The sequence below is a fragment of the Mycolicibacterium arenosum genome, assembly GCF_024320865.1.
GTDB classification, from domain to species: domain Bacteria; phylum Actinomycetota; class Actinomycetes; order Mycobacteriales; family Mycobacteriaceae; genus Mycobacterium; species Mycobacterium arenosum.
Map to the genome: position 1 here is coordinate 270,338 of NZ_JANDBD010000002.1, position 23,584 is coordinate 293,921.

Consider the following 23,584-nt stretch of genomic DNA (forward strand, 5'->3'; position numbering starts at 1 on the left):
CGCTGTTTGAGGCGGTGGGTTCGCAGGTCCGCGGAGACGACGACTACCGGCAGGTCGAGCGGACGCTGTTGGGAATGCCGATCGGGTCGGCGGCGGTGGTGGCGTCGCGGTGGGCCGGGCACGAGAAGCTGGGCGGGCACACGTATCTGGCGGTGAACGTCGGTGGTGGTGACGTGATGCTGTTCGATCCGCACACCGGTCAGTGGTCGGGGTGGCCGCCGGTGTGGGGTCAGGACGCCGTGGGTGCGATGGCGGTGGGGTATCTGCACGCTGATGGCACGCCGGTCACGCCGTTGGACGGCACCGCCGGTGAGTTGGCCGCCGCCGAGGCGGTCGGCGAGGTGCGGGGGCCGCGCGATCAGCAGGTCGGGCGGATTCGAAGCGCGTTCACTCTCGCTCAGTTGTCCGAGCGTGAGCGGCAGGTGACCGCGATGGTGGGGCGCGGCTTGACCGACGCGGAGATCGCCCAACAGTCCTTCCTCAACGTCGACGTTGTGCGGGTTCATCTGATTCGCATCATGGCCAAGTGTGATGTGCAGGACCGCAGCGAACTTGCGACGATGGCCCGTGAGGCGGGTGCCTGGCAGGAGGCGAGAGGTACCGAAAGTTCCCTGTTGGCAGCGAAGTTGAACCCTCGCGAGCGCGATCTGCTGGCCTTGGTGGCGCAAGGGTTCACCGACGCGCAGATCGACGCGCGGACGCCGGTCGCGGGCGCCACCGAGCAACGGGTTCGTGCCCTGATGGCCAAGCTCGGACTCTCCCAGCGCGAGCAGTTGGTTCAGTTGGCCGACGAGATGGGTTTGGTTCACTCGCGCGACACCGAACGCGGCGCCACCGCCCCCGCGCGATCGGTCGGCGCCGCGCCGGCGGGCCTCAACGATGACGAACGCAGGGTGGTGATCCTGCTCGCGCGTGGCCTCAGCGAGACCGAGATCGCTGGTCGGCTGTCGGTGAGTGCGACGGTTGTCGATCGCCTTCTGAACCAGGCGATGGCCAAGCTCGGCGCCGCTGACCGCGTCGGTCTGGTGGTGGCGGCGTTCGGCATGCGGCTTGTGATTCCGACGGCGATGGACGAGGCGCAGGAAAGCGCCCGCAAATTATTGAGCCCCAGTGAAATCGAGTCGATCAGGCTGACGGTGCAGCTGATCGATGACGCCGGCATCGACGCGACGCTGTTCAACGGTAAGGCAGGTACCGCTGAGCGTCATCTGCGCGCCGCCATGCTCAAACTCGGCGTCGACGAGCGGAGCCAACTCGCGGCGATCGCCATCGGAACCGGTCTGGTGGTCACCTCGCAGCAGGTCGCGGCGCAGGATGAGTTCGATCGGAAGGTCGCCAGGCTGGTGACCGTCGGGCGCACCGATCTCGAGATCGCGGGCCAACTCGCGATCAGTCCGGCTGCGGTGCGGGTCGCCGTCGACCGCGTCATGCACAGACTCGGCGTCCATGATCGCCGTCAACTCGCAGCCATCGGGTACGAGCGAGGTCTTGTGCCAATTCGGCGCGGCGCGACACGCGCACAGGTCGAGGCAGCGAAACTGACAGTCGCTGAAAGGCAGGTTTTGGCGCTGGTGGGTCAAGGGTTGCCGAACCCTGAGATCGACAAACGACTGCGCGTGCGCAGCGGATCCGCGGATTCCGTGTTGAACACGTTGATGCTAAAACTGCGCGTCCGCGAAGCCGAACTCGTACGGATCTATCACGAGAGTGCGGCGGGGCTGACCGATCCTGAGCTGCAGGTATTGGCGTTACTTGCAGATGGGCGATCGGTCGGGCAGATCAGCAGAGCACTGTCGTTCAGCGAGCAACGGGTTGCGTTGGCACTCGGATCCGCCATGCAGAAGCTGGGAGCGTCCAACTATGTTGAGTTGACAGAGAATTTCCGCCGCGCCGACTTCGGACCCCCGGCGCGTCCGGAGGTCACCCGGCGGACACAGCCGGACCGCGCTGCGAAAGCGATCGACGAGCGCACCCTGGCCGGCTTCCACAGCCGTCAGAAACAAGTTGTCGTCATGTTCGGCCTCGGACTCGCTGAGAACGAGATCGCGAAACGACTGTCCCGGCCTGTCTGGGAGGTCGAGCGTCACCTGCAAACCGCGGCGCTGAAGGTGGGCCTGCGAAATCGGGAAGCCCTGCGCAACAAGCTGTCTGAAAGTAGTCTCGTTCGCCCGGTGCCCGAGGCGGAGGCGCAGTCGGCGCTGAGCGGGCTCTCCGGACGTGAAACGATGCTCGTCGGTTTGATCGCCGACGGTCTCAGCGACACCCAGATCGACAAAAGAATGTCCTGGACGTCGGGTACCGCAAAGGATCTGGTGCGCGACATCCTGAGGAAGAGCGGCGCGCCAACCCGCACGCAGCTCATGGCGCTTGCCTACCAGCAGCCGACGTCGGTTTCCGCCGGGCACGCGACGTCCGGGCGCGGCATCGCGCTGCCACCGGCGCCGGAGCGCGTGCGGTTGGGGTCGCGCCAAGTCGAGGCCATCGGGCTGCTCAAGCTGAACCACTCGCCGGCGGAAGTCCTTGCGGTGCTGTCGGTTCCGTCCACCGGAGCGCGGACCGCGCGGACGCAGTACCGCAAAGCCGACCGCACGACCCGACGAGCAGACAGCGAATACGCCCCGCGATTGGGCGACGTCGTCGACGCCGTGGGCCCGGCGCTCGTCGACCAATTGGCCGACGACCTCACCGGCGGCTATGGCCCGTTCAGGGTGGAGTTCTCCCGTCAGGCTCCTCAGCCCGGCCAGGGCGATGGGGTGCGGCTGGCCGGCACGATCCTGGACGGTGAGCGTTACGTCGGCTCGATCGAACGGCGTTACTTCCGCGACGCCCACGGGCATGTGGTGGTCGAGAACGTCAACATCGCCATCTACGACGCCGACGACCAGGGGCACGGCTTCTACACCGCCCTGGAAAGCGAGCTGGCTCGCTACTACCGGCGCAGCCGCGCGGACCGGTTGCTGGCCACGCCGACCGCAGCGGGCTCGTATGCTGCGGCGCGGCTCGGCCACGGATGGGACCCCGCCAAGCTGTCCGATTCATTGGAGCGCATCCGTCTGTGCGTGGCGGACCTGATGCCGCGGGTCGGCCCTCTGGCGCAGGCCGAGCTGCGGACGCTGCTGCCCCGGCTGCAGCCGAGCCACCCGGAGTTGCCGACGCCGGCTCTGTTGGCGGCGCTGCGCACCGACGATGCACCCCGCCTCGGCGTCGACCTGATGACCGCCGCGGGCTGGTTTGCCGCGACCTCGTTGCGCGACAACTGCGCCCACGAGGCGGCGGCGTGGCTATCGGAATGGTGCGGGCGTGACATGGAGGTATCAGTCCGACCATCGACACGCGGTGTGCCCAGCCGGGCCCTGTTCGAGGCCGCCGGTTCGGCAGCCCAGCGGGCGACCTACAACGACGTTCAGCAGACCTTGTTGTCGATGCCGTCCGAGTCATCAGCGATTCTGGTGTCGTCGTGGGCGCTGAGCGGGACGAAGGCCGGCGGCCACGCCTACGTCGCGGTACACGTCGACGGGCAGCTGTACTACTACGACCCCGCCACCGGCGAGCTGGCGGATTGGCCACCCGTGTGGGGCGATAGGGCGGTTGCCACGACGGCGGTCGGCTATCTCCGTCCCGACGGCAGCCCCGTCACCGCGCTCGACGGCTCCGCCGACGAACTGACCGCCGCCGACGAGGTCGGTCCCGTTCGTGGGCCCGCCGACGACGAGCCATCGACCCGAGAGCAGTATCGGGCGCAGGACCCGCGAGCACGATTCGTCGAGATCGAACACGCCGACCCGCTCCATGTCGTTATTGCCGCGACGGACAATCGGGCCGTCATCGAGCAGTGGGCCGCCGACCTGTCCGGGCGCTACGGTCCGTTCCGTCTGAGCCTGTGCGGCTGGGGTGGACCGGATGGCGTGCACCTGGTCGGCGAGGTGTGGGACAGCGGCCGATACCTCGGCGAGATCGAGCGCCGCTTCTTCCGCGACCCTGCCGGCGAGCTGGTGGTCCACGAGGTCGTGCTGAGGATCGACGACGCCGAGATGCGTGACCGTGTCAGTCTGCATCTCGAATGGGAGCTTGACCACTACTACTGGCGCAGCCCGCGGATCAGGTACGAGCCGGAAGCGCGCGACGGTGTGTTCCGTGATGAGGTTGCACAGGATCCAACGGGCCGGCCGGTCGACACCGGTTCCGCCGTTCCGCTCGGGGTCGTGGTCGACAACGCGGAGAACCGGGCTGTGGTGCGTCGGTTGGCGAGCGAGCTGTCGGGATCGTACGGGCCCTTCCGCCTGGCGTTGTCGGGCACCGGTGGCGATGACGGCGTCCGCATTGTCGGCACGGTGCTGGATGGTGACCAGCCTCTCGGCACCGTCGCCTACCGCTTCCATCGTGACGCCAACGGCGACCTGCAGGTGGTTGAAACGGAAACGGTCTTCAGCGCCGACCCGTCACCGGCGTTGACGGAGTTCCTCGACGAGCTCGATCTGCAACTGGACATGCTGTATCGCCGTAGCGGCGTCGCCGGCATCGAGATCGAGGCCGAGGCACTCCCCCGAGACCCGTGGGTGGCGCCGGCTGAGCTGCAGGCGTCGGTCGACGCGGTGTACCGTCGCGTGCTCGACGGCCTCGTCGGTGATTCGTTGGCCCGCGATCACCGGTTCCGACCGGCTAACAGCCTGCGAGCCGAACTGCTGACCGACCTGCTGAGCAACGTCGGCGATCACGAGCGGGTGACTCGTTTCGCCGACGACCTGTCCGGTGTCTACGGCTCGCTCCGTGTCGAGTTCGCCGCAGTGGGCTACCTCACCGCGGGACGACCGCACATCGCGTTGAGCGGTGAGATTTTCGACCGCGATTCACATGTGGGGGACCTGCGTCGGGTGTTCTTCCGCGACGACCGTGACCGGCTGGTGGTCTTCGAAGCGGCGCTCAGCACCGGCCAGCACCCGTTGGGATGGATGTTCGTCGAGAACCTCGGTGTTGAAATGGGTCGGTACTACCTGCGTGCGGGCGTGGCCGGCGTGCAGCGCTACGCCGTCGTCGGCGACGACGGGGCCGACCGTGCGCTAGACGGGTTCACCTGGATCCTGGATGCGACGCGCCTGGGCGAGTCGATGGAGAATGTGCAGGCAGCCGCCCGCGGGTTGCTGGCCACGACCGAGGGCGACGCCCGGCAACGGTTGGATGCTGTGGTCGAGTGGAGTGCGCTGGTCCGGTGGATGACCGAGCAGCCGTGGTTCGACCCGGACAGGGTAGAGCTGGTGCGGCGGGGCGACCTGGCCGGTCTGCGCGCCGACCTGGATGCGATCGAACTGGTGCCGCCGGGTTTCCTGGCGAGTCTGCACACCGACGACGATCCCGATCTGGGCCGCAGGCTGATGGCGAGCACCGCCTGCTGGGTCGAGAAACATCTGACCGCGAACTGCGCGCACACGGTCGCCAACGCGTTGTCGGACCGCTATCTCAGACGGTTCGTCGTCGAATCGCCGCCGTCTGAACTCGGGGTGCCCGCGCGCGACCTGTTCGTGGCCGCGGCCAGCGGCGCGGAGCTTCTCCGGTCCTACGACGATGTGCGCGCCCGACTGAAGAAACTCGGTCCCGGGTCGTCCGCAGTCTTGGCCTCGGCCTGGGCGCCGGGCGGTGCGCGCTCGGGCGGGCACGCCTACTTTGCGGTGAACGACGGCGGGCAGATCTATCTGATCGACCCGCATACCGGCCGCCGGTCCGGCTGGCCGCCGGCCTGGGGCGAGGAAGCGGTGACCGCGACCGCGGTGGCCTACCTCGATGACCGCGGTTACCCGATCAAGCCGCTCTACGACCCTGTGACGCAGCTCGATGCGGTGGCCGAGCGGATCGGCCTCGTGCGAGGGCGCCCAACTGAGCCGACAGCCGACTCGGCGATCATCGTCGCCGATCAGGCTCTGGCACAACGGATTCCGCCGGTCAGGGCCGATCATTTGGTCAGTCCGCTGGCATCGGCGACGCTGGCCGCCGAACGCGCGCGCGCCAACGTTGTCTGGTGGGACGGGTTGACCACCACTCAACAGGACGCGGTGAAGAAGGCTTACCCGTGGGCGATCGGCAATGCTGACGGCGTCCCGGCGCAGGTGCGCCATCAGGTCAATTCCACTGTGCTGCAGCAGATGCACGCCGAGCTCGCGGCCGCTGCAGAGCGTGGCGAGCCGATGCCTCGCGCGATGCGCAAACTCGCGGCGTGGCTTGATCGCGTCGACAGGGCGCTGCGCGACGCCGCGGCTAAGGCCGAAGCGGTCGGCATAGGCGCGCCCCTGCTGCTGTCCTGTGACCCGCTGGCATTCGGCGGCAGAGGGCGCGTCGTGCTGAGTTTCGGTGCCGATCCGGATGAGGCGCAGTCGGTGTCGTGGCACATCAGTGGAGACGGCGCGGTGGTTGACCGGTTGGACACGGGTTTGAGTGACGCGTTGAATCAACTGCGATCCACGCAGACCGAAGATCCGCAACTGTCGGCCGCGTCGATCGCGTGGGTTGGATTCGACGGCTCGTCGCGGTGGCAGCGGGCCCGACGGTTCTGGGCGCGGATGGGCGGCGACGCCTTGCACAGCGCCATCGGCGGGTTCAACGCTTCGCGCGAGATGTGGGCCGGCGACGGGCGCCCATTCTCGGCCAACCACCTCTTCGCGCGGGGCGGCGCGGCCGCCGAGGTCGGTTACGCCGCCGCCGGTCGCCGGCTCGACGGAATGGTCCGTTCGGTCACCATCGTCGGCCGCGCAGATGCGTTGCCGCTCGGCCACGCGCGCGACGTCGGTCCTGACATCGAAGTGTTCGTCGCGGTCTCCTCGTCGGAGCGGGGGGTACGCGGCCGGGGGCCCGACCCGGCTGCCGGCGCGTTCGGAGCCAAGCGAGTGACCGCGGAGTTCGTCGGCGAGCAGGCCGATTACTACGGCCATGTCGGGCAGACCGGTGCGGTGCGCGGCGAGGCGCTGGCGAACATGGGACGTGTCGCCGCGGGCAAGCTCGATACCGTCGAGCGGGAACGGCATCGCATCCGGCTGGGCCGCAGCATGCGGGAGCCGGCCGCGGGCCGGGTGCCGTCGCTTGTACCCTCCGCTGGCATACCGCGTCGCGGATTGCGTTGGCCTGCGGTCGAGTACTACCGCCAAGACATCACGGACCGCCGGGTCGACAGCCGCTACGCCGACCCCGTCGGTGAATTGATCGCGGGGCCAGCCGATGCGGTTCGTGCCCAGTGGCTCGCCGATGACCTGTCGGGTCGTTACGGCCCCTACCGAGTTGTGCTGCGGGGCTGGCAGAACCAGGACGGTGTTCATCTGACTGGTGCGGTGTTCGACGGCCGCACCTATATCGGTGACGTCGAGCGGCATTTCTATCGCACCCGCACCGGCGATCTCGTGGTTGACGGGTCGACGATGGTCGAGGGTGGGACGCGTGAGCGTGACGAGTTCATAGCGGCGCTCAACGCCCAACTGAGCCCCTACTACCGACGCAGCCGGGTCACCGTTGCCGGCCCCGGCGACCGGCCCGCGGCCGCAGTGACCGCCGCAACCGTCTACCGCGAAACGTCCTCGTCGGTGCGCAGGGTGAACGCCGATCACGCCGAGCCGATCGCGTGGATTCTCCACGACCTTGACGACGACGTGGCGATTGACCGCCTCGCCACTGACTTGTCCGGCTATTACGGTCCCTACCGCGTCGAGCTCACGGGTCGGCAGCTCCGCCACCGGAACCGGGAAAGCGCGGTGTTCTCTGGCCGCGTCCTCAACGGAGAGCAGTTCATCGGTCAGATACACCTTGGGTTCTTCCGCAACGGTGACGGCGCGTTGTGCGTCTTCGAGGACGGCTTCCAGCTCGATGACGCGTTCACTGGCCGCGGCTTCCGCGAAGCTCTTGAACGGGAGCTGCGGCGCTACTATCGGCGCAGCGGCATCGAGTACCGGCTTCGACACACGTCTTTCGAGGGCAACGGCCACCGCCGGGCGCTGGAGGGTGAGACCTGGTCGTCGCGCACCGATCACCTCGAGCAGTCCCTCGACGGGGTCCGTCGATCGATACAGTCACTGGCCGGCGACGTCGACGAACGCGCCCTGCCGTTGCTGTTCGAGATGATGGAACGGTTGCGCGCAGGCCATCCGCTGCTGCCCAAATCGGCCGAGCTGGCGACGTTGTCGGCGCCCGGCGAAGACGATCTGGGCCAGAAGGTGATGGCCGGCCTCGACTGGTGGAGCGTGCAGCGCCTGCGCAACTGCGCAATCGACGTGGTGGAGTGGGCGAGGGCCTTCTACATGAGACCCGGCTGGCGTATCGACGCTGAGCCGACCGCGAACGGGTTGCCCGCGCGTGCGATGTTCGAGGCGGTCGGGTCATCCGCCGAGTTCGCGGACTACGAAGAGATCGAGCGAAGGCTCCTGCACCTGGGCCACGGTGCCTCGGCCCTGATCGCGTCGGCGTGGTCGCCGGCGGGCACTGGCGGGCACGCCTACGCGGCCGTCAACGACCACGGCCGGGTGCTGCTGGTCGACGTGAGAGCGGGCATCCCGCTCGACTGGCCGCCGTATTGGGGGCAGGATGCGGTCACCAAGTCGGCCGTGGGCTACCTCAACGCCGACGGAACGCCGCTGGCGCGGCTGGTCGACCCGGTGCAGCAGCTCGCGGCGGCCGACGACATCGGCGACGTCGCAGGGGATCTGCGGCGACGGGCCGCGGTCAAGGCGTACCTGCGCGGGGATCCGGATGCTCGCGTGGTGCGCCCCGACTTCGCCCCACCGCTCAACGAGGTCGTCGACGGCGTTGCCGCCAGCCCCGACGACCAGTCGGGGGTCGACCGGCTCGCCGACGCGCTGTCGGGCATCTACGGACCCTGCCGGGTGAGTTGGCAGGGGTACGGCGGGGCGAACGGCGTTCACCTGTTCGGCGAGGTCTTTCATCGGGGCCGACCGATCGGGCAGATCCAGCGGCATGCCTACCGCAACGGTGACAACGACCTGGTGGTCGACGAGGTTGGTCAGTTCCGCGCGGCGGCGTTGCCCGACGAGTGGTTCGCAGCACCCGTCGCCGCGGTGCTCGAAACCTACTTCCGCGCTTGCGGAGTGGCCTATGTGCACACCAGGTGGACGACCGGCGGCGGCAGCGCGGCGGCGCGCCGGGGCGCCGTGTGGAGTCGGGACGAGCTCGACGTGTCGCTGGCCAGCGTGGCCGATGCCGCGGACCGCCTACGCCCCGAGCTGAGCGGCCGTGCCCGCCTGGCGCTCGACGAGGCGGTGGCCACCCTGCACGCCGGCGACGACAACCTGCGTCAGCCGCACCAGCTCGTCGCACTGACAGTGCCCGGCAGGGCCGACCTCGGTGTCGAGCTGATGGATCGCACCGAGGGCCGCGGGATCATCCCGCTGCAGTCCCGCGACTTCGCGTCGACACCCCTGCGGGCGAGATGGCTGCACGTGGCAGCGGGACCGGCCCACCTGGCCGTACGCGCACTCGGTCTGCCCCGTGTGCGTACCGGCACCCTGACACCGCCGCAAGTGAACGCCGCCTTTGACGAGGGGGTGCGTCAGCTGCGAGCGCTCGACGACCAGCTGGTTGAGGGCGGTGTGGGCCTCGCCGACCGGGCGCAGATCCTCTCCGGACTACACGGGGCAATGCGCACCTGGCTTCAGCAGGTCGCAGACACGTGGGGACCGAAACAATGGTTCGACGGGGTCGACCCGACACCCGGGTTCGGCTCGCTCGTCGCGCAGCACCACGCGGCCGGTCTACTCGGCCACGACGCGTACACCGCCATCATCGAGGCCGCCACCGACAGCGGTGAAGGCCAGGTGGGCGCTGACCCGCGGGGCGAGAACTGCGGCGTCGCGCTGATGCGGTTCATCCGGTTCTGGCACGAGCTCGCGTTCGGCGAGGTGGTGGCAACGCGCGAAGGGGTCGCGGCCCGAGACATCTTCGCGTTGCTGCGGTGTGCGCCCGAACGCGACCTCACCTATCAACAGGTGCGCACGAGGTTGATGACGATGCCGCCGGGGTCGACGGCGGTACTCACATCGGCGTGGGCGGAGGGCGGCACCCGCACCGGGGGCCACGGCTACCTCGCGGTCCGCGCGGGCGACGGTGTGTGGTTGTTCGATCCGCACACCGGCCGGTGGTCGGATTGGCCGCCGTTCTGGGGCCAGACGGCCGTTGTGCGCACCGCGGTCGGATTCCTCTATCCCGACGGCACCCCGCACAACGAGCTGTCCGGTGCGGCGCAGCTGGCGCCAGCGGTCGACGTGGGTTTCGTGCAGGGTGGCGGCGACACACGCGACAGTTCGCGGTCGAACAGTGATGCCGGCTCGGATGATGAGCAGTTACCAGCACCGAAGGGCTGGCGTGACTTCGCGGCGGGGGCCGTGTTGACCGAGCTGCGACCGCGCGAGCGCGAGGTGCTGGCCTTATTCGCAGCCGCTCTGACGACGAGTCAGATCGCAGACCGGTTGTCGATTGAGGAGGAGGTCGCCGCCGGCCACATCACACGACTTCAGGTGAAGCTCGGAGTACCGGATCCTCGGCTGCTAGCCGAGGTCGCCGACGCTGCCGGGTACCGCTCCACAGCTGCACTCGCTCGGGTCGAGGTGTCCGACGAGCGCGTATTGGCAGCCCGGCTCACCGAGTCCGAACGCACGATGTGGGCGCTGGTGGGCCAGGGGCTTGGCAACCCGGCCATCGCGGCGGAGCTGGGCATCGCCGAAAGTACGGTGAAGCGAACGTGTAGTGAGCTGAGAAGAAAGCTCGGCGCGGCCAGCCGCGCACAATTGGCGGCCTGGGCGCATCACCGCGACCTGCTCGAGGTCAATTGGCACGAGACGAGTTCGGCTGTCCCGGCGGATGCGAAGGCCGCACTGACCGGCGGCGAGACCGAGGTGGTGAGGCTGCTCGCCGAAGGCCACACCGATAGCGACATCGCACGGCACTGGCGTATCCGCCTGGACACGGTCGAAGGCTTGGTCAGGCGCGCGGTAGCGAAGCTCGGGATGCGTGATCGCGCCGAGTTGGTAGCGATGGCCTACGCGAACGGTTTGGTGACTGCCGAGGCTGCTGAGCCGGACGGATTCACCGACGCGGAGGCGGTGGCGGGTCTGTCGGGATCCGATCGCGAGATCATGTTGTGGTTGGCGCGGGGGCTGGTGGCGGCGCGAGTCGACGCGAAGTTCACCTACCCGACGGGCACCACGGCGAAAGCCGTCGAGCGGTTGCTCGACGCGATGAGGCTTGCCGAGCCCACGCAGCTAGTGGCGATGGCGTATCAGCTTTTATGGGACGGCCCGTCCCCGACCGCGACGCCGCTGCCGGCGCGACTCGCAGCGAAACTCCGGCAGTTGAGCCCGCTGGAGCGCCGTGTCGTGACCCTGTTGGGCCGGGGTCGAGCCACCGCGCAGATCGATGTCGATCTGAAGATGGCCGCGGGATCGGTGCGTCGGCTCCTTGCGGTGATCATGCAGAAGCTCGGCGTGCAGGCCAGCACTCAAGTGGTGACCGTTGCCTACCGAGCCGGGCTCGTCTCGACGCCGCGCGTGTCCGCTGCCTCGACAGCGCCTACAACTCTGACCGAGTCGGCCGTGCAGGCGTGGCCGGTGGAGGCGGACCCTGCGCGCGAAGCGATGCGCTCGCAGCCGCAGTCCGCCCAAACCTCGCCACACAGCACGATGTCCAGCGCGCTCGATCGGCCGCTGGCCGCGCTGACCGACGAGGAACGTAACGATGTTCCGGTCCTTAACGCCGAGCAGATCGGTGAGCTCACCGACACCGAGCAGGCGGTGTTCGCTCGGCTGGTTGCAGGGGCCTCGACCGCTCAGATCGCCGCTGAGCTCACCACCTCGGAGTCCGCGGTGGGCAAGCACGTGGGCAGTTTGTTGCGAAAGTTGGCAATTGACAACCCCGTTCAGCTGGCTGCACTGGCGCACCGCTGGAGCGTCATTCCCGCTACACCGCGTGGTCACACCGCGGGGATCGCGCCGGAAGCCGTCAACTCGTTGACCAGCCGGGAGCTCGACGTGCTTGCGCTCTTGGTGGTCGGTCTCACCCCGAACCACATTGCGGCGCGGCTGTCGACCAGCTTGAACAACATCAAGCAGCACGTCCACCGGATCTGCAAGAAACTGGGGGTGCAAAGCCGCACCCAGCTCGTGGTGATGGCCTACGAGCACGGCTTCGTCCGTCCGGAGACGCCGGGGGACGCGCGATCCGCACCGACGCAGCGGCGGGTCGTGCTCACGACACGGCTGAACGACGTAGCGGCGCTGCTCGTCGAGGGTCGCACCCCCGCCGCCATCGCTGAACAGCTGTCGGTGAGCGAGCACACCGCGCAGGGCTACATCAGTGAACTTCTGCGGTCACTCGACGTCTACTCCCGCGGTCGGCTGGTGACCGTCGCACTGCGCCACAACATGTTGACTCCGAACGCCACAGGTCACGTTCGGGTGAGCCAACGGACTCGCCGGGCGGCCAACGACTTCGTGTCGTCGCGCCGTCGAGTGATGGCTCTGCTGGCCGAGGGGCACCCCGTCGATGACGTCGCTGCCCACCTGTCCCTGCCCGTTGCTTCGGTCAGCCAACACGTCGACGCCGTACTGAGAAAGCTGGGTGCCAACAGCCGCGCACACGTACTCGGTCTCGCGCTCCGCGCAGGGGACCTGACGACATCGGTATTCGGTCAGACAGCCGACGTCCTAGACCCGGAGCGCTGGCTCGGCCAGGAGATGCTGGCGTCGGTGGTCGACTTCCACACCAGCTGCGCTCACGGGATAGCCGCGGCTGTTGGGCTGCTCTACGGCCGCAAGTGCCGCCTCGACACGCCGCCCTCGCTGCTTGGAGTGCGGGCGCGAACGTTGTTCAAGGCGGTGGGCACGGCCGCTCGACTCACCACATATGCGGACGTTGAGAGAAGCCTGCTCGCCGGCGGACACGGCGCGTCCGCGGTGCTGGCCTCGTCATGGGTCGGCGGCGCCGGAACCGGCCACGCCTACTTCGCGATCAACAACCGTGGACGCATCCGCCTTCTCGACCCGCATACCGGGATGTGGTCCGACTGGCCGCCTTCATGGGGTCCGGATGCGGTGGCAGACACTGCGGTAGGTCACCTGCGCGCCGATGGCACACCGGTGATCCCGCTGGACGGCAGTGTCGGCGAGTTGGCTGCCGCCGATGCGGTCGGTCGTGTGCGTGGCCCGCGCGATGAGACCCGCGCGGCTTACCGCCGCGAGGATCGCGCCAGTCGATTCGTCAACCTCGAGCTGGTCGACCCGTTGGGTGTCGTCGTCGACCACGCCCACGACGAGTCGGTCGTCGCGCAGTTCGCCGATGACCTGGCAGGTCGCTACGGGCGGTTTCGAGTCGCGCTGGTCGGTTGGGGCGGGGCCGACGGTGTGCACTTGTCCGGGCAGATCGACTACGCCGACGGCGAACGCGTCGGGGAGTTCGAGTGGCACTTCTACCGTGACGGCAACGGGTTGGTGGCGCGGGAGGTTCGGCTCGCCACCGCCGACCCTAGGTTGCGCGAATGGGTCGGCACTCATTTGGACACCGAACTCTCCTACTATTTCGAGCGCAGCGGCGGTGTGCGCTACGAAACCGCCACCGACCACCGTGTGGATACCGACCGCGCTGAACCGCTAAGCGCGTTGATCTACGACTTGGCCAACGCGAGCAGGTTGGCCCGACTCAGCGACGATCTGTCCGGTCTTTACGGCACCTGCCGGGTGTCCTTCACCGCACGAGCGTCAAAGGACATGTCGCAGTTGCGGCTCGAGGCCAGCGTCTTCGACGACGGAGGACGACGCGTCGGCGGCTACCTCGCCGTGGTGGAGGAGTGGAACGCGGGCGAATTGAGACTTCACGATCATGAGGAGGGACTCGACACCGGCGTCGACGATGTCCAGTACCTGGCGATTTTCGGCGAGTTGGAGCGCTATCTGCGCCGCAGCGGCATCGTGCATCCTCAACGGCTGGCCTTGGCCGCCGCCAACCCGTGGGCGCTCGAGCATCTCACGTGGGATCCATCGCGGTTGACGGCGTCGAGGATCGCCATGTCGGCGTCGGTGCGCGCGGTGATCAGGCGAGTGGTTGGTGGTGAAGCACACCAGCAGCTCGAAGACCTTCGCGCCGAACTGCAGAACGGACACCTGCCCGCACTGAAACACCTCCGCGACCTAGCGACCCCGGACGCCCCGGAATTGGGACGCGTGTTGCTCGCGCGGTCCGTCGGATGGTTGATTCAGGACGCCGCGGACCCTGACAGCGGGCGCGTTGAAACGCGAGGACAGGGTGACGACGAGCTTGAGGATGGCTACGTCGACAGCCGCGTTGTCCGTCGCGACGGCGCCGACCGCATCGATACCGACCGCGCTGAAGCCGTGGGCGACGTGCTCGACGATCACACCACCGCCGACCGGGTCGCCGGCCTCGCCGAGGATCTGTCCGGGTGGTATGGCAGCTGCCGAGTCGAGGTCACTGTGCAGGCAACCCCGGCGGGTGACGCGTCGACACTGCGGCTGGAGGCCCGGGTCTTCGACGGCAGCCGGCGCGTGGGCGGTTTTCTGGCGACGGTGTTCCGCGACGACGGCGGCACGCTCACGGTGTTCGACAGCGAGCAGGGGTTCGAAGGTCGCTTCGACGACGAGCACTACATCGCCGTGTTCAGCGAGTTGGAACGCTATTTCCGTCGCTGCGGCGCCGAACATCGGAGCCGACTGCTGTGCGCCGGTGAATTCCGCTCCACTTCCCTGGCGGGTTGGGATCCCGACCCGGTCCGTCTCGAGCAGTCGCTGGCCAGCGTTCGGATGTGCGCGACCTCGCTGATTCAGAAGGGAGTCAGCGTCGAGGCTCGCCTGCGTCTGGATGACGTGCTGGATCGGCTGAAGCGGGGTTCGCTGGACGTACCCACGCCGTTCGAACTGATGAACTTGACCACCGATGACGAGCAGGACCTCGGCCGTCGGCTGATCGCCAGGACCGTCGGCTGGCTCACCAATGGCCACCCGAATTGCGGTGTAGCCCTGAGTAAGTGGCTGGGCTGGCGTTATGGGCGCAGCTATGTCGTCACCGCCACGCCGACAGCAGCCGGGTTACCGGCGCGTGCCGTGTTCGAGGCGGCCAACTCGGCCGCGCAACACGTGCAGTCCTATGACGAGGTCACCGCCGAACTGCTCCGCAGGGGGCCGGGGCACTGCGCGATCGTGGTCTCCGCGTGGGCGCCGAGCAACATGCGGGCCGGCGGGCATGCGTATCTGGCGATCAACGTCGACGGGCAGATCCGGACGTTCGATCCTCACGTGGCCAAGACCTCGGGATGGCCGCCGTGGTGGGGACAACACGCAGTCAGCACGACCGCGGTCGGCTACCTGGATGCCGAGGGACTGCCGATGGTGCCGTTGATCGATGTCGACGAGGACCTCGCCGCCGCCGACGACGTCGGCCTCGTACGGGGTGGCAGCGAGGACGAGGCGCGTGCGGCATACCGCGACACCGAACCGGAACACCGCTTCGCCGACAGCCGGTTCGCCGAGCGCCTGGGCGACGTCGTCGACAACGCCGTCGCCGACAACGCCGCCGACCAGTTGGCCAGCGATCTGTCGGGACATTACGGTCCCTACTTCGTCGCCCTGCGCGGTCGGGGCGGGCCGGACGGCGTTCTGCTTTCCGGACGGATCCGGGACGGCGGCCGGCGCGTCGGGGAGTTCAGACGGCATTACTACCGCGACGACGAAGGCGCCTTGGTGGTCCGCGACTTCGGGCTGATGATCAACGACGTCGAGCGCCGAGACGCGGTGCGCACGCACATCAAAGCCGAACTCGACGACTTCTATTACCTCCGTAGCGGCGTCGACCGCGTGGAAACGGGCGAGGTTGCCCCGGTCGATACCGACTTCGCCGATCCGTTGGGCAATGTGCTCGACGCGCTCGATGTCCTCGACGACCCGGCCGGTGCCGACCTGATCGCCACCCTCGTCCACGACCTCTCTGGGGTCTACGGCGGCTGCCGGGTCCGATTCAGCGCGCACGCCAGGCCCGGCGACCACGGGCCGAACCTGCGACTCGAGGCTGAGGTCTTCGACGGCGCACGCCGGGTGGGGGCGGTCCTGGCGACGGTGTTCCGCGACGGCGACGGTGATCTCATGGTCTTCGACAGCGAGCAGGGCTTCGCCGACCCGTCCGACGACGCCCACTACGCAGCCGTGTTCGGTGAACTGGAAAGCTACTTCCGCGCCAGTGGTGCCCAACACCGACGACGGCTCGGCGGGTACGCCGAAGATTCGGCCTATGCCGCGGCCACGTGGGATCCCGACCCGGTGCGCTTGGAGCAGTCACTGGCCAGCATCCGGCAATCAGCCCTCGCGCTGATCGAGCAGGGCGTCAGCGTCGAGGCCCGGATGGCGCTCGACGACATCCTGGCGCGGCTGGAGCCGGGCCGCCTCGATGTGCCGACGCCGCTCGGACTGCTTGCGCTCACCACGCCACAGGAGCAGGATCTCGGCTGGCAGCTGATCGCCCGGACCGCGGGCTGGGTGGCGGATAAGGTTCCCAATAGTGCTGTGGCGCTGACCAAATGGCTGGGCCGACTTTACGGACGCAGCCTCGCCGTCATCGCCGAGCCGACTGCGGCCGGCCTGCCTCCGCGTGTGCTTTTCGAGGCCCTCAACTCGACCGCGCGTGTCGCACAGTCCTACGACGAGGTGGCCGCAGAGCTACAGCGGCTGGGGCCCAGGCACTGCGCGGTCCTGGTCTCGGTGTGGGCGCAGGGGGGACCCGAGCGCGGGGCGCATGCGTACCTGGCGATCAACGTGGACGGGCAGATCAAGCTTTTCGACCCCCGCCTCGGCACCACAACGGGATGGCCGCCGTTCTGGGGTCAGGATGCGGTGGCCCAGACGGTGGTGGGCTACCTCGACGCCGACGGCAACCCGATGCATCCGTTGATCGACGCAGAACCTCCGCTGCGTACCGCGGGCGAGGCCGAGCCCGTGCGGTCCGCCGGCGAGCGCTGGCGTGACGTTCCGACCGGGAACGACCCCGACGGGCAACTGGCACGGGACGCGTTGTCGCGACGCGTACCGCCGCTGACCCCGGCGACGCTGACCGGATTGTCGGGCTCGGTTCAGGCGGTCGCCGAGCCGGCCCGCGCCAACACGGCGTGGTGGGCCAGCCTCGACGGAACCCGGCAGCGCGCGGTACTCGACGCGTACCCGCACGCGATCGGCAACGCCGACGGCATCCCGGTGGCCGCGCGTCACGAGGCCAACATGGCGGTTCTGCGCGAGCTGTGCGGGGGCGACGGGTCGCGTCGGCAGCGGACGCGATGGCAACGGCTCAGCCGTCTGCTCGACGCGGAATCCGACGACGTCAGTGGCCCTTGGCTTTTGGCACTCGACGTGACCGGCCCCGGTGGCGGCGGGCGTGTCCTCGTGGCGTGGGGCGACGATCCGCTCACCGCGGACACGGTGAGCTGGCACGTGGCCGGGCCGACCGCGAAGATCGAACGGCTCGACGTGTGGGCGGCGACCGCCAAGAGCCAGTTGGAGTCGGCCCGTACGCAAGCGCCCGAATCGGCGATGGCGTCGATCGCGTGGCTCGGCTACACCGTCGCCGCCGGTCTGGACGGCTATAGCAAGGCTTTACAACAAGATTCGCTACTCGCGGCCAGCACGCGGCTGCGTGCCGACATCCAGGCATTCACCGCGGCGCGCGAAATGTGGGCCGCCGATGGGCACCGGTTCCGCGGCAATCACGTCTTCGGGCACCGGTGGGGGGCGACGGTCGCCGCCTACGCCGGCGCCGGCGGCCGCTTGGCAAGCCAGGTGCGCTCGGTGACGTTTGACGACTCGCCGGGGGCGGGTCCGCTACGGCACGCTCGCGAGTTGGGCCACGGGGTGGGCGTCTACGTGGCGGCCGCCTCCCACAGCCGGATCGCCTCATTGGGTGGTCGCACGCCGGGCTCGCGCGGCCGCTTCGGGTTCGGGGTGGGGGCCGACGCCGCGATGGGATGGTTCGGTGCCGTGCGTGTCACCGCCGAATCCGCGGCGGAGGCACAGACCAACTTCGGCCGGATCGCCGCGGGCGCGACCGACCGCATCAACCACGAGCCGCATCGCGATGTTCGGGGCGGACGCACCGTCGACCCGGCTGCGGGCCGCGCGCGACGCAACCCCGACGCGGCGGCCGCCCGCCGGTGGTGGCGTCCCCGCTGGCGCCGCGGCAGCTATTTCTGGCAGGACACCGCCACCCGAAAGGTCGACCACCGCCAGGTCATTCCGCTGGGCGAAGTCGTCGACAGCGCCGACCCAGGCAGGATCGACCGACTGGCCGCCGACCTGTCCGGCGACTACGGGCCATGCCGCATCGCCTACAGGGGCTGGGCGCAGTCCGACGGCATCCATTTGGTCGGGGCGATGTTCGACGGCGACCGCCACATCGGCGACGTCGAACGCATCTACTCGCGGAACGCGAAGGGCTATCTCACCGTCCGGGAGGCCAGGGTCGACCCCGCACCGGACCTGCCCCGCGACCAGTTCCAGGCCGTCATCGATGCGATGACGGCGCAGATGATGCCGTACTACCATGTGCGCAGCGGGGTGCTCGGCTTCGCCTTCGGTCCGACTGATGGTTCCGACGTCCCCGGCGAGGCGCACAAGGCCGCGGCAGTCGTCGCGTACCGGGCGCAGTCACCGTCGCAGCGCGACGTCAACACCCGCCACGCCGATCCGCTTGGGGTGATTCTGGACAGCGTCGACGGGCCACCGGTGGCGCAGTTCGCCCGTGATCTGTCCGGCCACTACGGGCCGTACCTGGTGGAGTTCACCACAGCAGACGCCGGGAACGACGAGACACTCACTGTGGTGCTCGACGGTGTGATCCTGAACGGTACCCAGCGGATCGGCAGCCTGCAGCTCAGGTTTTCGGATCTCGACGGCGAGTTCGTCGTCACCGAGACCGGCTTTGAGCTGCAGGAGACGTTCCGCAACAAGGGATTCGAGGCGGCGCTGACCGAGCTGGAGCGTTACTCGTTGCGCAACGACGTCGACCGCCACGAAGCGTTCTGCGCGCCGCGGGGGACCGACGGGTACCAGGCGGCCTTACGGGGCTTCGGCTGGACGGCCGACCCGAGGTTGCGCCAGGAGTCGGTGGACAACCTGCGGCGCCTGGCGGGTGAGTTACGAGAGCACGCCGAACCGGCCGCCCGCGCGGCGCTCGACCGCGTGCTGCAGGCCCTGACACGCAGCAGCGCCGGCTTGCCGTCCCCACTCGACCTCGCCGTCCTGGCCAACGAGCCCGGTCTGGCACGCGCGCTGCTCACCGGTGCCGAGTGGTGGGGCGAGAGGCAGTTGCGGACCAACTGCGCACATGGGGTGGCCGAGGTGCTGTCCGAGATCTACGACCACGACATCGATTTGGAGACGGTGCCGACGGCAAGCGGGGTTCCAGCACGAGACCTGTACGAAGCACTCGGGTCGGGTGCGGAGGTCCAGACCTATCAGCAGGTGTTCGAACGTCTGCGCGAACTCGGCGCACTCTCGTCGGCCGTGCTGGTCTCGTCGTGGGCGGACCGCGGTGCGCCGGCCGGCGGGCATGCCTACGTGGCGTTCAACATGCACGGCGTGATCCGGCTGTACGACCCGCACACCAGACTCTGGTCGGACTGGCCGCCGGCGTGGGGCGAAGACGCGGTGTCGCTCACCGCGGCCGGATACCTGAACGCCGACGGTTACGCCGTCGACCTGCTCTTCGAGCCCGCGCAACTGGCGGCCGCCGAGCGGGTCGGCTTCGTGCAGGGCCCGCCGAGCGTGCCCGAGCGCCCGCTCGGCGACGTCGTCGACTCCGGCGACGCGGAAGGTGTCGACCAGATCGGATTCGATCTCTCCGGTCATTACGGGCCGTTGCGTTTCGACGCGACGGCGGTGAGTTGGGCCGGCGTCGTCGAGGTGGACGGCATCGTGAGCCGCAGGGACGCGACCGTCGGCCGGTTCAGCGCAACGATCTTCCGCGACCGGGACGGCAGATTGGTGGTCGACGGCGGTGACGTCGTACTCGCACCGGACGACGTCGACGGCCCAGACGGGCTGATCGCTCTCGAGGCCGCCGTCGAAAGCTACTTCTTCAGCCGCGGCGTCGACCGGATCGAAACCCAGGCCGGGCCCGGCCGCAGTGCCTATCGCCTCGCCCGCAGGGACTTCGGCTGGAAAACCTCGGACGCGTATCGGTTGCGGACGACGCTGCGCGGCTTGGCGCGCGCCGCCTTCGACCTGGCGGCGGACGCCGACGCCGACGCCGGGCTGCTGAACGACGTCGCCCGTCGCCTCGACAGGCAAACCGATGTTCCCGCACCCAAGGAACTGGCCAACCTCGGCGAGACCCGGCTGGGCCGCACGCTGTTGGATCGTGTGATCGGCCCGCTGGTCAAGGACCGCCAGGACGATCCCGGAGACGCGGCGCTGCGCGCGCCGCGCAACGTCGCCGAATACCGGGCGCGCGGCTGGCGGGATCGCCACGCGGACCCCCGCTTCGCGGCCGATCTCGGTGAGGTGGTCGACAACCGCGCGACGCCGGACATCCTGGCCCGGTTCGCCCGCGACCTGTCGGGTCATTACGGTCCGTTTCCCGTGAAATTCAGCGCTTCGGTCGCCGGCGAAAAAGTCGTCCTGGTCGGCGCGATCTATTTCGGCGCGCAGCGGGTCGGCAGGATCCGGCACAACTTCTACCGCGATAGCGATGGACGACTCGTCGTGTACGAGGTCGCGAGCTTCATCGACATCGCCACGTTGCGCGGCCGGGGCTTTGCCCGAGTCGGCAACGCCAAGCTGGAGCCCTACTACCGCAGCTGCGGTGTCGACCGGATCGAAGCCGGATTGTCGGGCGACGGCAGCGTGCTCGCCGCGCGCCGAGGCTTCACCTGGCCGCGGAACGCGACGAAATTGCGTCAGTCGCTGGCGGACGTTCGGCGTGCCGCGCGGGACCTCGAGCGAATCGTTACCGGTGAGGACGCCAAAGCCGAGTTGCGGCGCGTCAGGGGCCTGCTGTACCCCGGTCGATCCGATCTGCCGGAACCCGGTGATCTGGTGAGTCTCGAGGTCGACAGTGACCGCCTGCTCGGGTGGCATCTGATGCACGCCGCGCAGTGGTGGGGCGAGAAGCCGATGGACCACGCCACCGCGGCCCGCCGCATTCGCGTCGAAGATGTACCGCTGACCAGCCGCCAGCTGGAGGTGGCTCTAGCGCTGGCCGCCGGACGGACGGACGCCGAGATAGCGGCAGAGCTGTTGATTTCGAAGGTTAAAGTCCAGCGGCATTGCCGGAAGGTCGTCGCGAGACTGGGGGTCGCCGACCGGGTGGGCGTCGTGGCCTGGGTGCAGGATCGCGGGCTGCTGGGTGCGGCGCGGACGGGGCCGGCGCGGGTAACCGCGCTCAGCGCCCGTGAACGTGAAGTGCTGACGCTGGTCGGACAGGGCTTCGACAATGACGAACTGGCCGCCCGCCTGTCCGCCAGCTCGGTCACGGTGGCCCGATGGGTCCGCGCCATCGCCGGCAAGCTCGGCGTTCAGGCACGCACCCAGCTCGCCGTGACGGCCTACGACGCCGGTTTGGTGTCCGCTCACCCGCGCATCGACCGGCCCGGCGACGATGTGCTCGCCACACTGTCGCTGCCGTCGGGTGCTCTGTTGTCCACACCGGGCCTGACGCAGCTGAATCGGCGCGAGCGCGCGGTCCTGGCGCTGGTCGGCGCCGGCCTCACCGATATTGAGATCGACGCACGGATGTCGGGGGATCCGGGCACCGCGCATCGCACCGTCCGAGATGTCCTGACCAAGCTCGGTGCCCGCGAGCGGTTGCAGCTCGTTACGACGGCCTGGGACACCGGTCTGGTGACATCGGTGCGGACCGGTGCCGCCGCGCCGAGCCTCACCGCGCTCACACCCCGGGGTCGGGAGGTGACCGCGTTGCTGGCCGGGGGTATGGCCGACGCCGAGATCGCCTCGCAACTGTCGACCAGCGCGGCGGCGGTCAAGACCCAGCTGCAGTCCGCGATCAGGATCTTGGGTGCCCGTGATCGTGCCCACCTGACGGTCATCGCCTTCCGGGCCGGGTTGGTCTCACCCGATCCCGCACGCGCGCTGTGCCTTACCGACGCGGAGCGCGACGTGTTGGCACTGCTGGCCGAGGGCCTGCCGAACCGCGAGATCGCCACCCGGCTGCAGTTCGGTATCAATGCCACCGAAAGACACGTCGGACGGCTGCTGCGCACGTTCGGGGTCAAGGGCCGTTCCCAGGTAGTCGCCAAGGCACATCACATGGGATTGTTGTCGGTCCCGCCGGATTCATCCGGCGCGCTGCGCCGAACTCTGACCTCGTGGCCCGCGCGCCAGCAGCTTGCGGTGCGCCTCTTCGCCGGGGGACTCTCTCCGGACGAGATAGCCGCCAAACTGGAGACGACCGTTACCGGGATCAATCGGTACCTCGACCGCGCGATGAGCGACTGGGGTGCCGAAGACCGCATCGGGCTGGTGGCGCTGGCCCATAGAGCCAGTCTTTCGGAAGCAGACGACGGAACTCTGCCGTCGGTCGAACTGTCGTCACGCGAACGCCGAATCTTGGAGTTGACTGGCGCGGGTGGCGCTGCGACCGAGATCAGCGCCGAACTGGGCGTTGACAAGCACACCGTGCGGACTGACCTGGGCAGCTTGCGGCGCAAGTTCGGCGTCACGAGCAATCCGAACCTGGTGATAGCGGCGTTCCGGAACGGAACCTTGCGGCCCCGAGCCGACATGTCGGGCACGTTGGCTGGAAAGCTGGCGCTGTTGGCGGTGCGCGAAAAGAGGGTGCTGAGCTTGGCGGCCCGTGGCAAGTCCACCAAGGAGATCGCCACGCGGCTGGGCACTACGACCGAGTCGGTCAGGCAGATCTACCGGGAAGCGTTCGACAGACTCGGGGCACGTGACCTCACCCACGCAGTCTCGCTTCTGTACGACACCGGTGCCCTCGAGACCCTGACCGCCACCTTGGCTGAAGATGCGGCAACGCTCGTCGCGCAGAGGTTCGCGAAGCTGACCGATCTGGAGCGCGCTGTCGTGGTCGCGCTGGCTCACGGTTCGACGAACGAGCGCATCGACACGCAGCTGTCACTGAATCCCGGCACCGCGGCCTCGACCGTCCTGACGGTCATGAGCGACGCCGAGATCGACGAACTCACAACGCTGGTGGCTCTTGCCTTCCGGCACGGTCTCGCGGTTCCCGCCGACGTGGTTGCACCAGCCGGGCTGCGAGCGAAGTTGGCCAGACTGAATCGCCGCGAGTCTGCGGTGTTCCGGCTGCTCGGTCAGAGTCTGACCACCGCGCAGATCGACGACAAGATGAACGTGCCCGCCGGCTCGGCGCGCAGGCGTGTCGATGCGATCATGCGGAAGCTGTCGATCCGTGTGAGCACGCAATTGGTGGCGCTGGCGCACCACCGCGGCTCGGTCGGTGCTGACCCACAGGAGGGCGACGGCACTCAGAGCGCGGCGGCACCTGACCCACAGTCCGCCAACCCGTTTAAGGTTTAAGGCGACGACCTGTCGCCGACGGTGACAACCGGGCCCGCCGG

At 68.6% G+C, this 23,584-nt stretch carries 1 protein-coding gene; it reads left to right on the top strand.

What is annotated here, in order from left to right; genetic code table 11:
* Positions 1–248: 248 nt before the first annotated feature.
* Positions 249–23,543, top strand: coding sequence for a LuxR C-terminal-related transcriptional regulator (locus tag NM203_RS05120; RefSeq protein ID WP_255059115.1), 23,295 nt, complete (start codon positions 249–251; stop codon positions 23,541–23,543).
* The last annotated feature ends 41 nt before the right edge of the window (positions 23,544–23,584 follow it).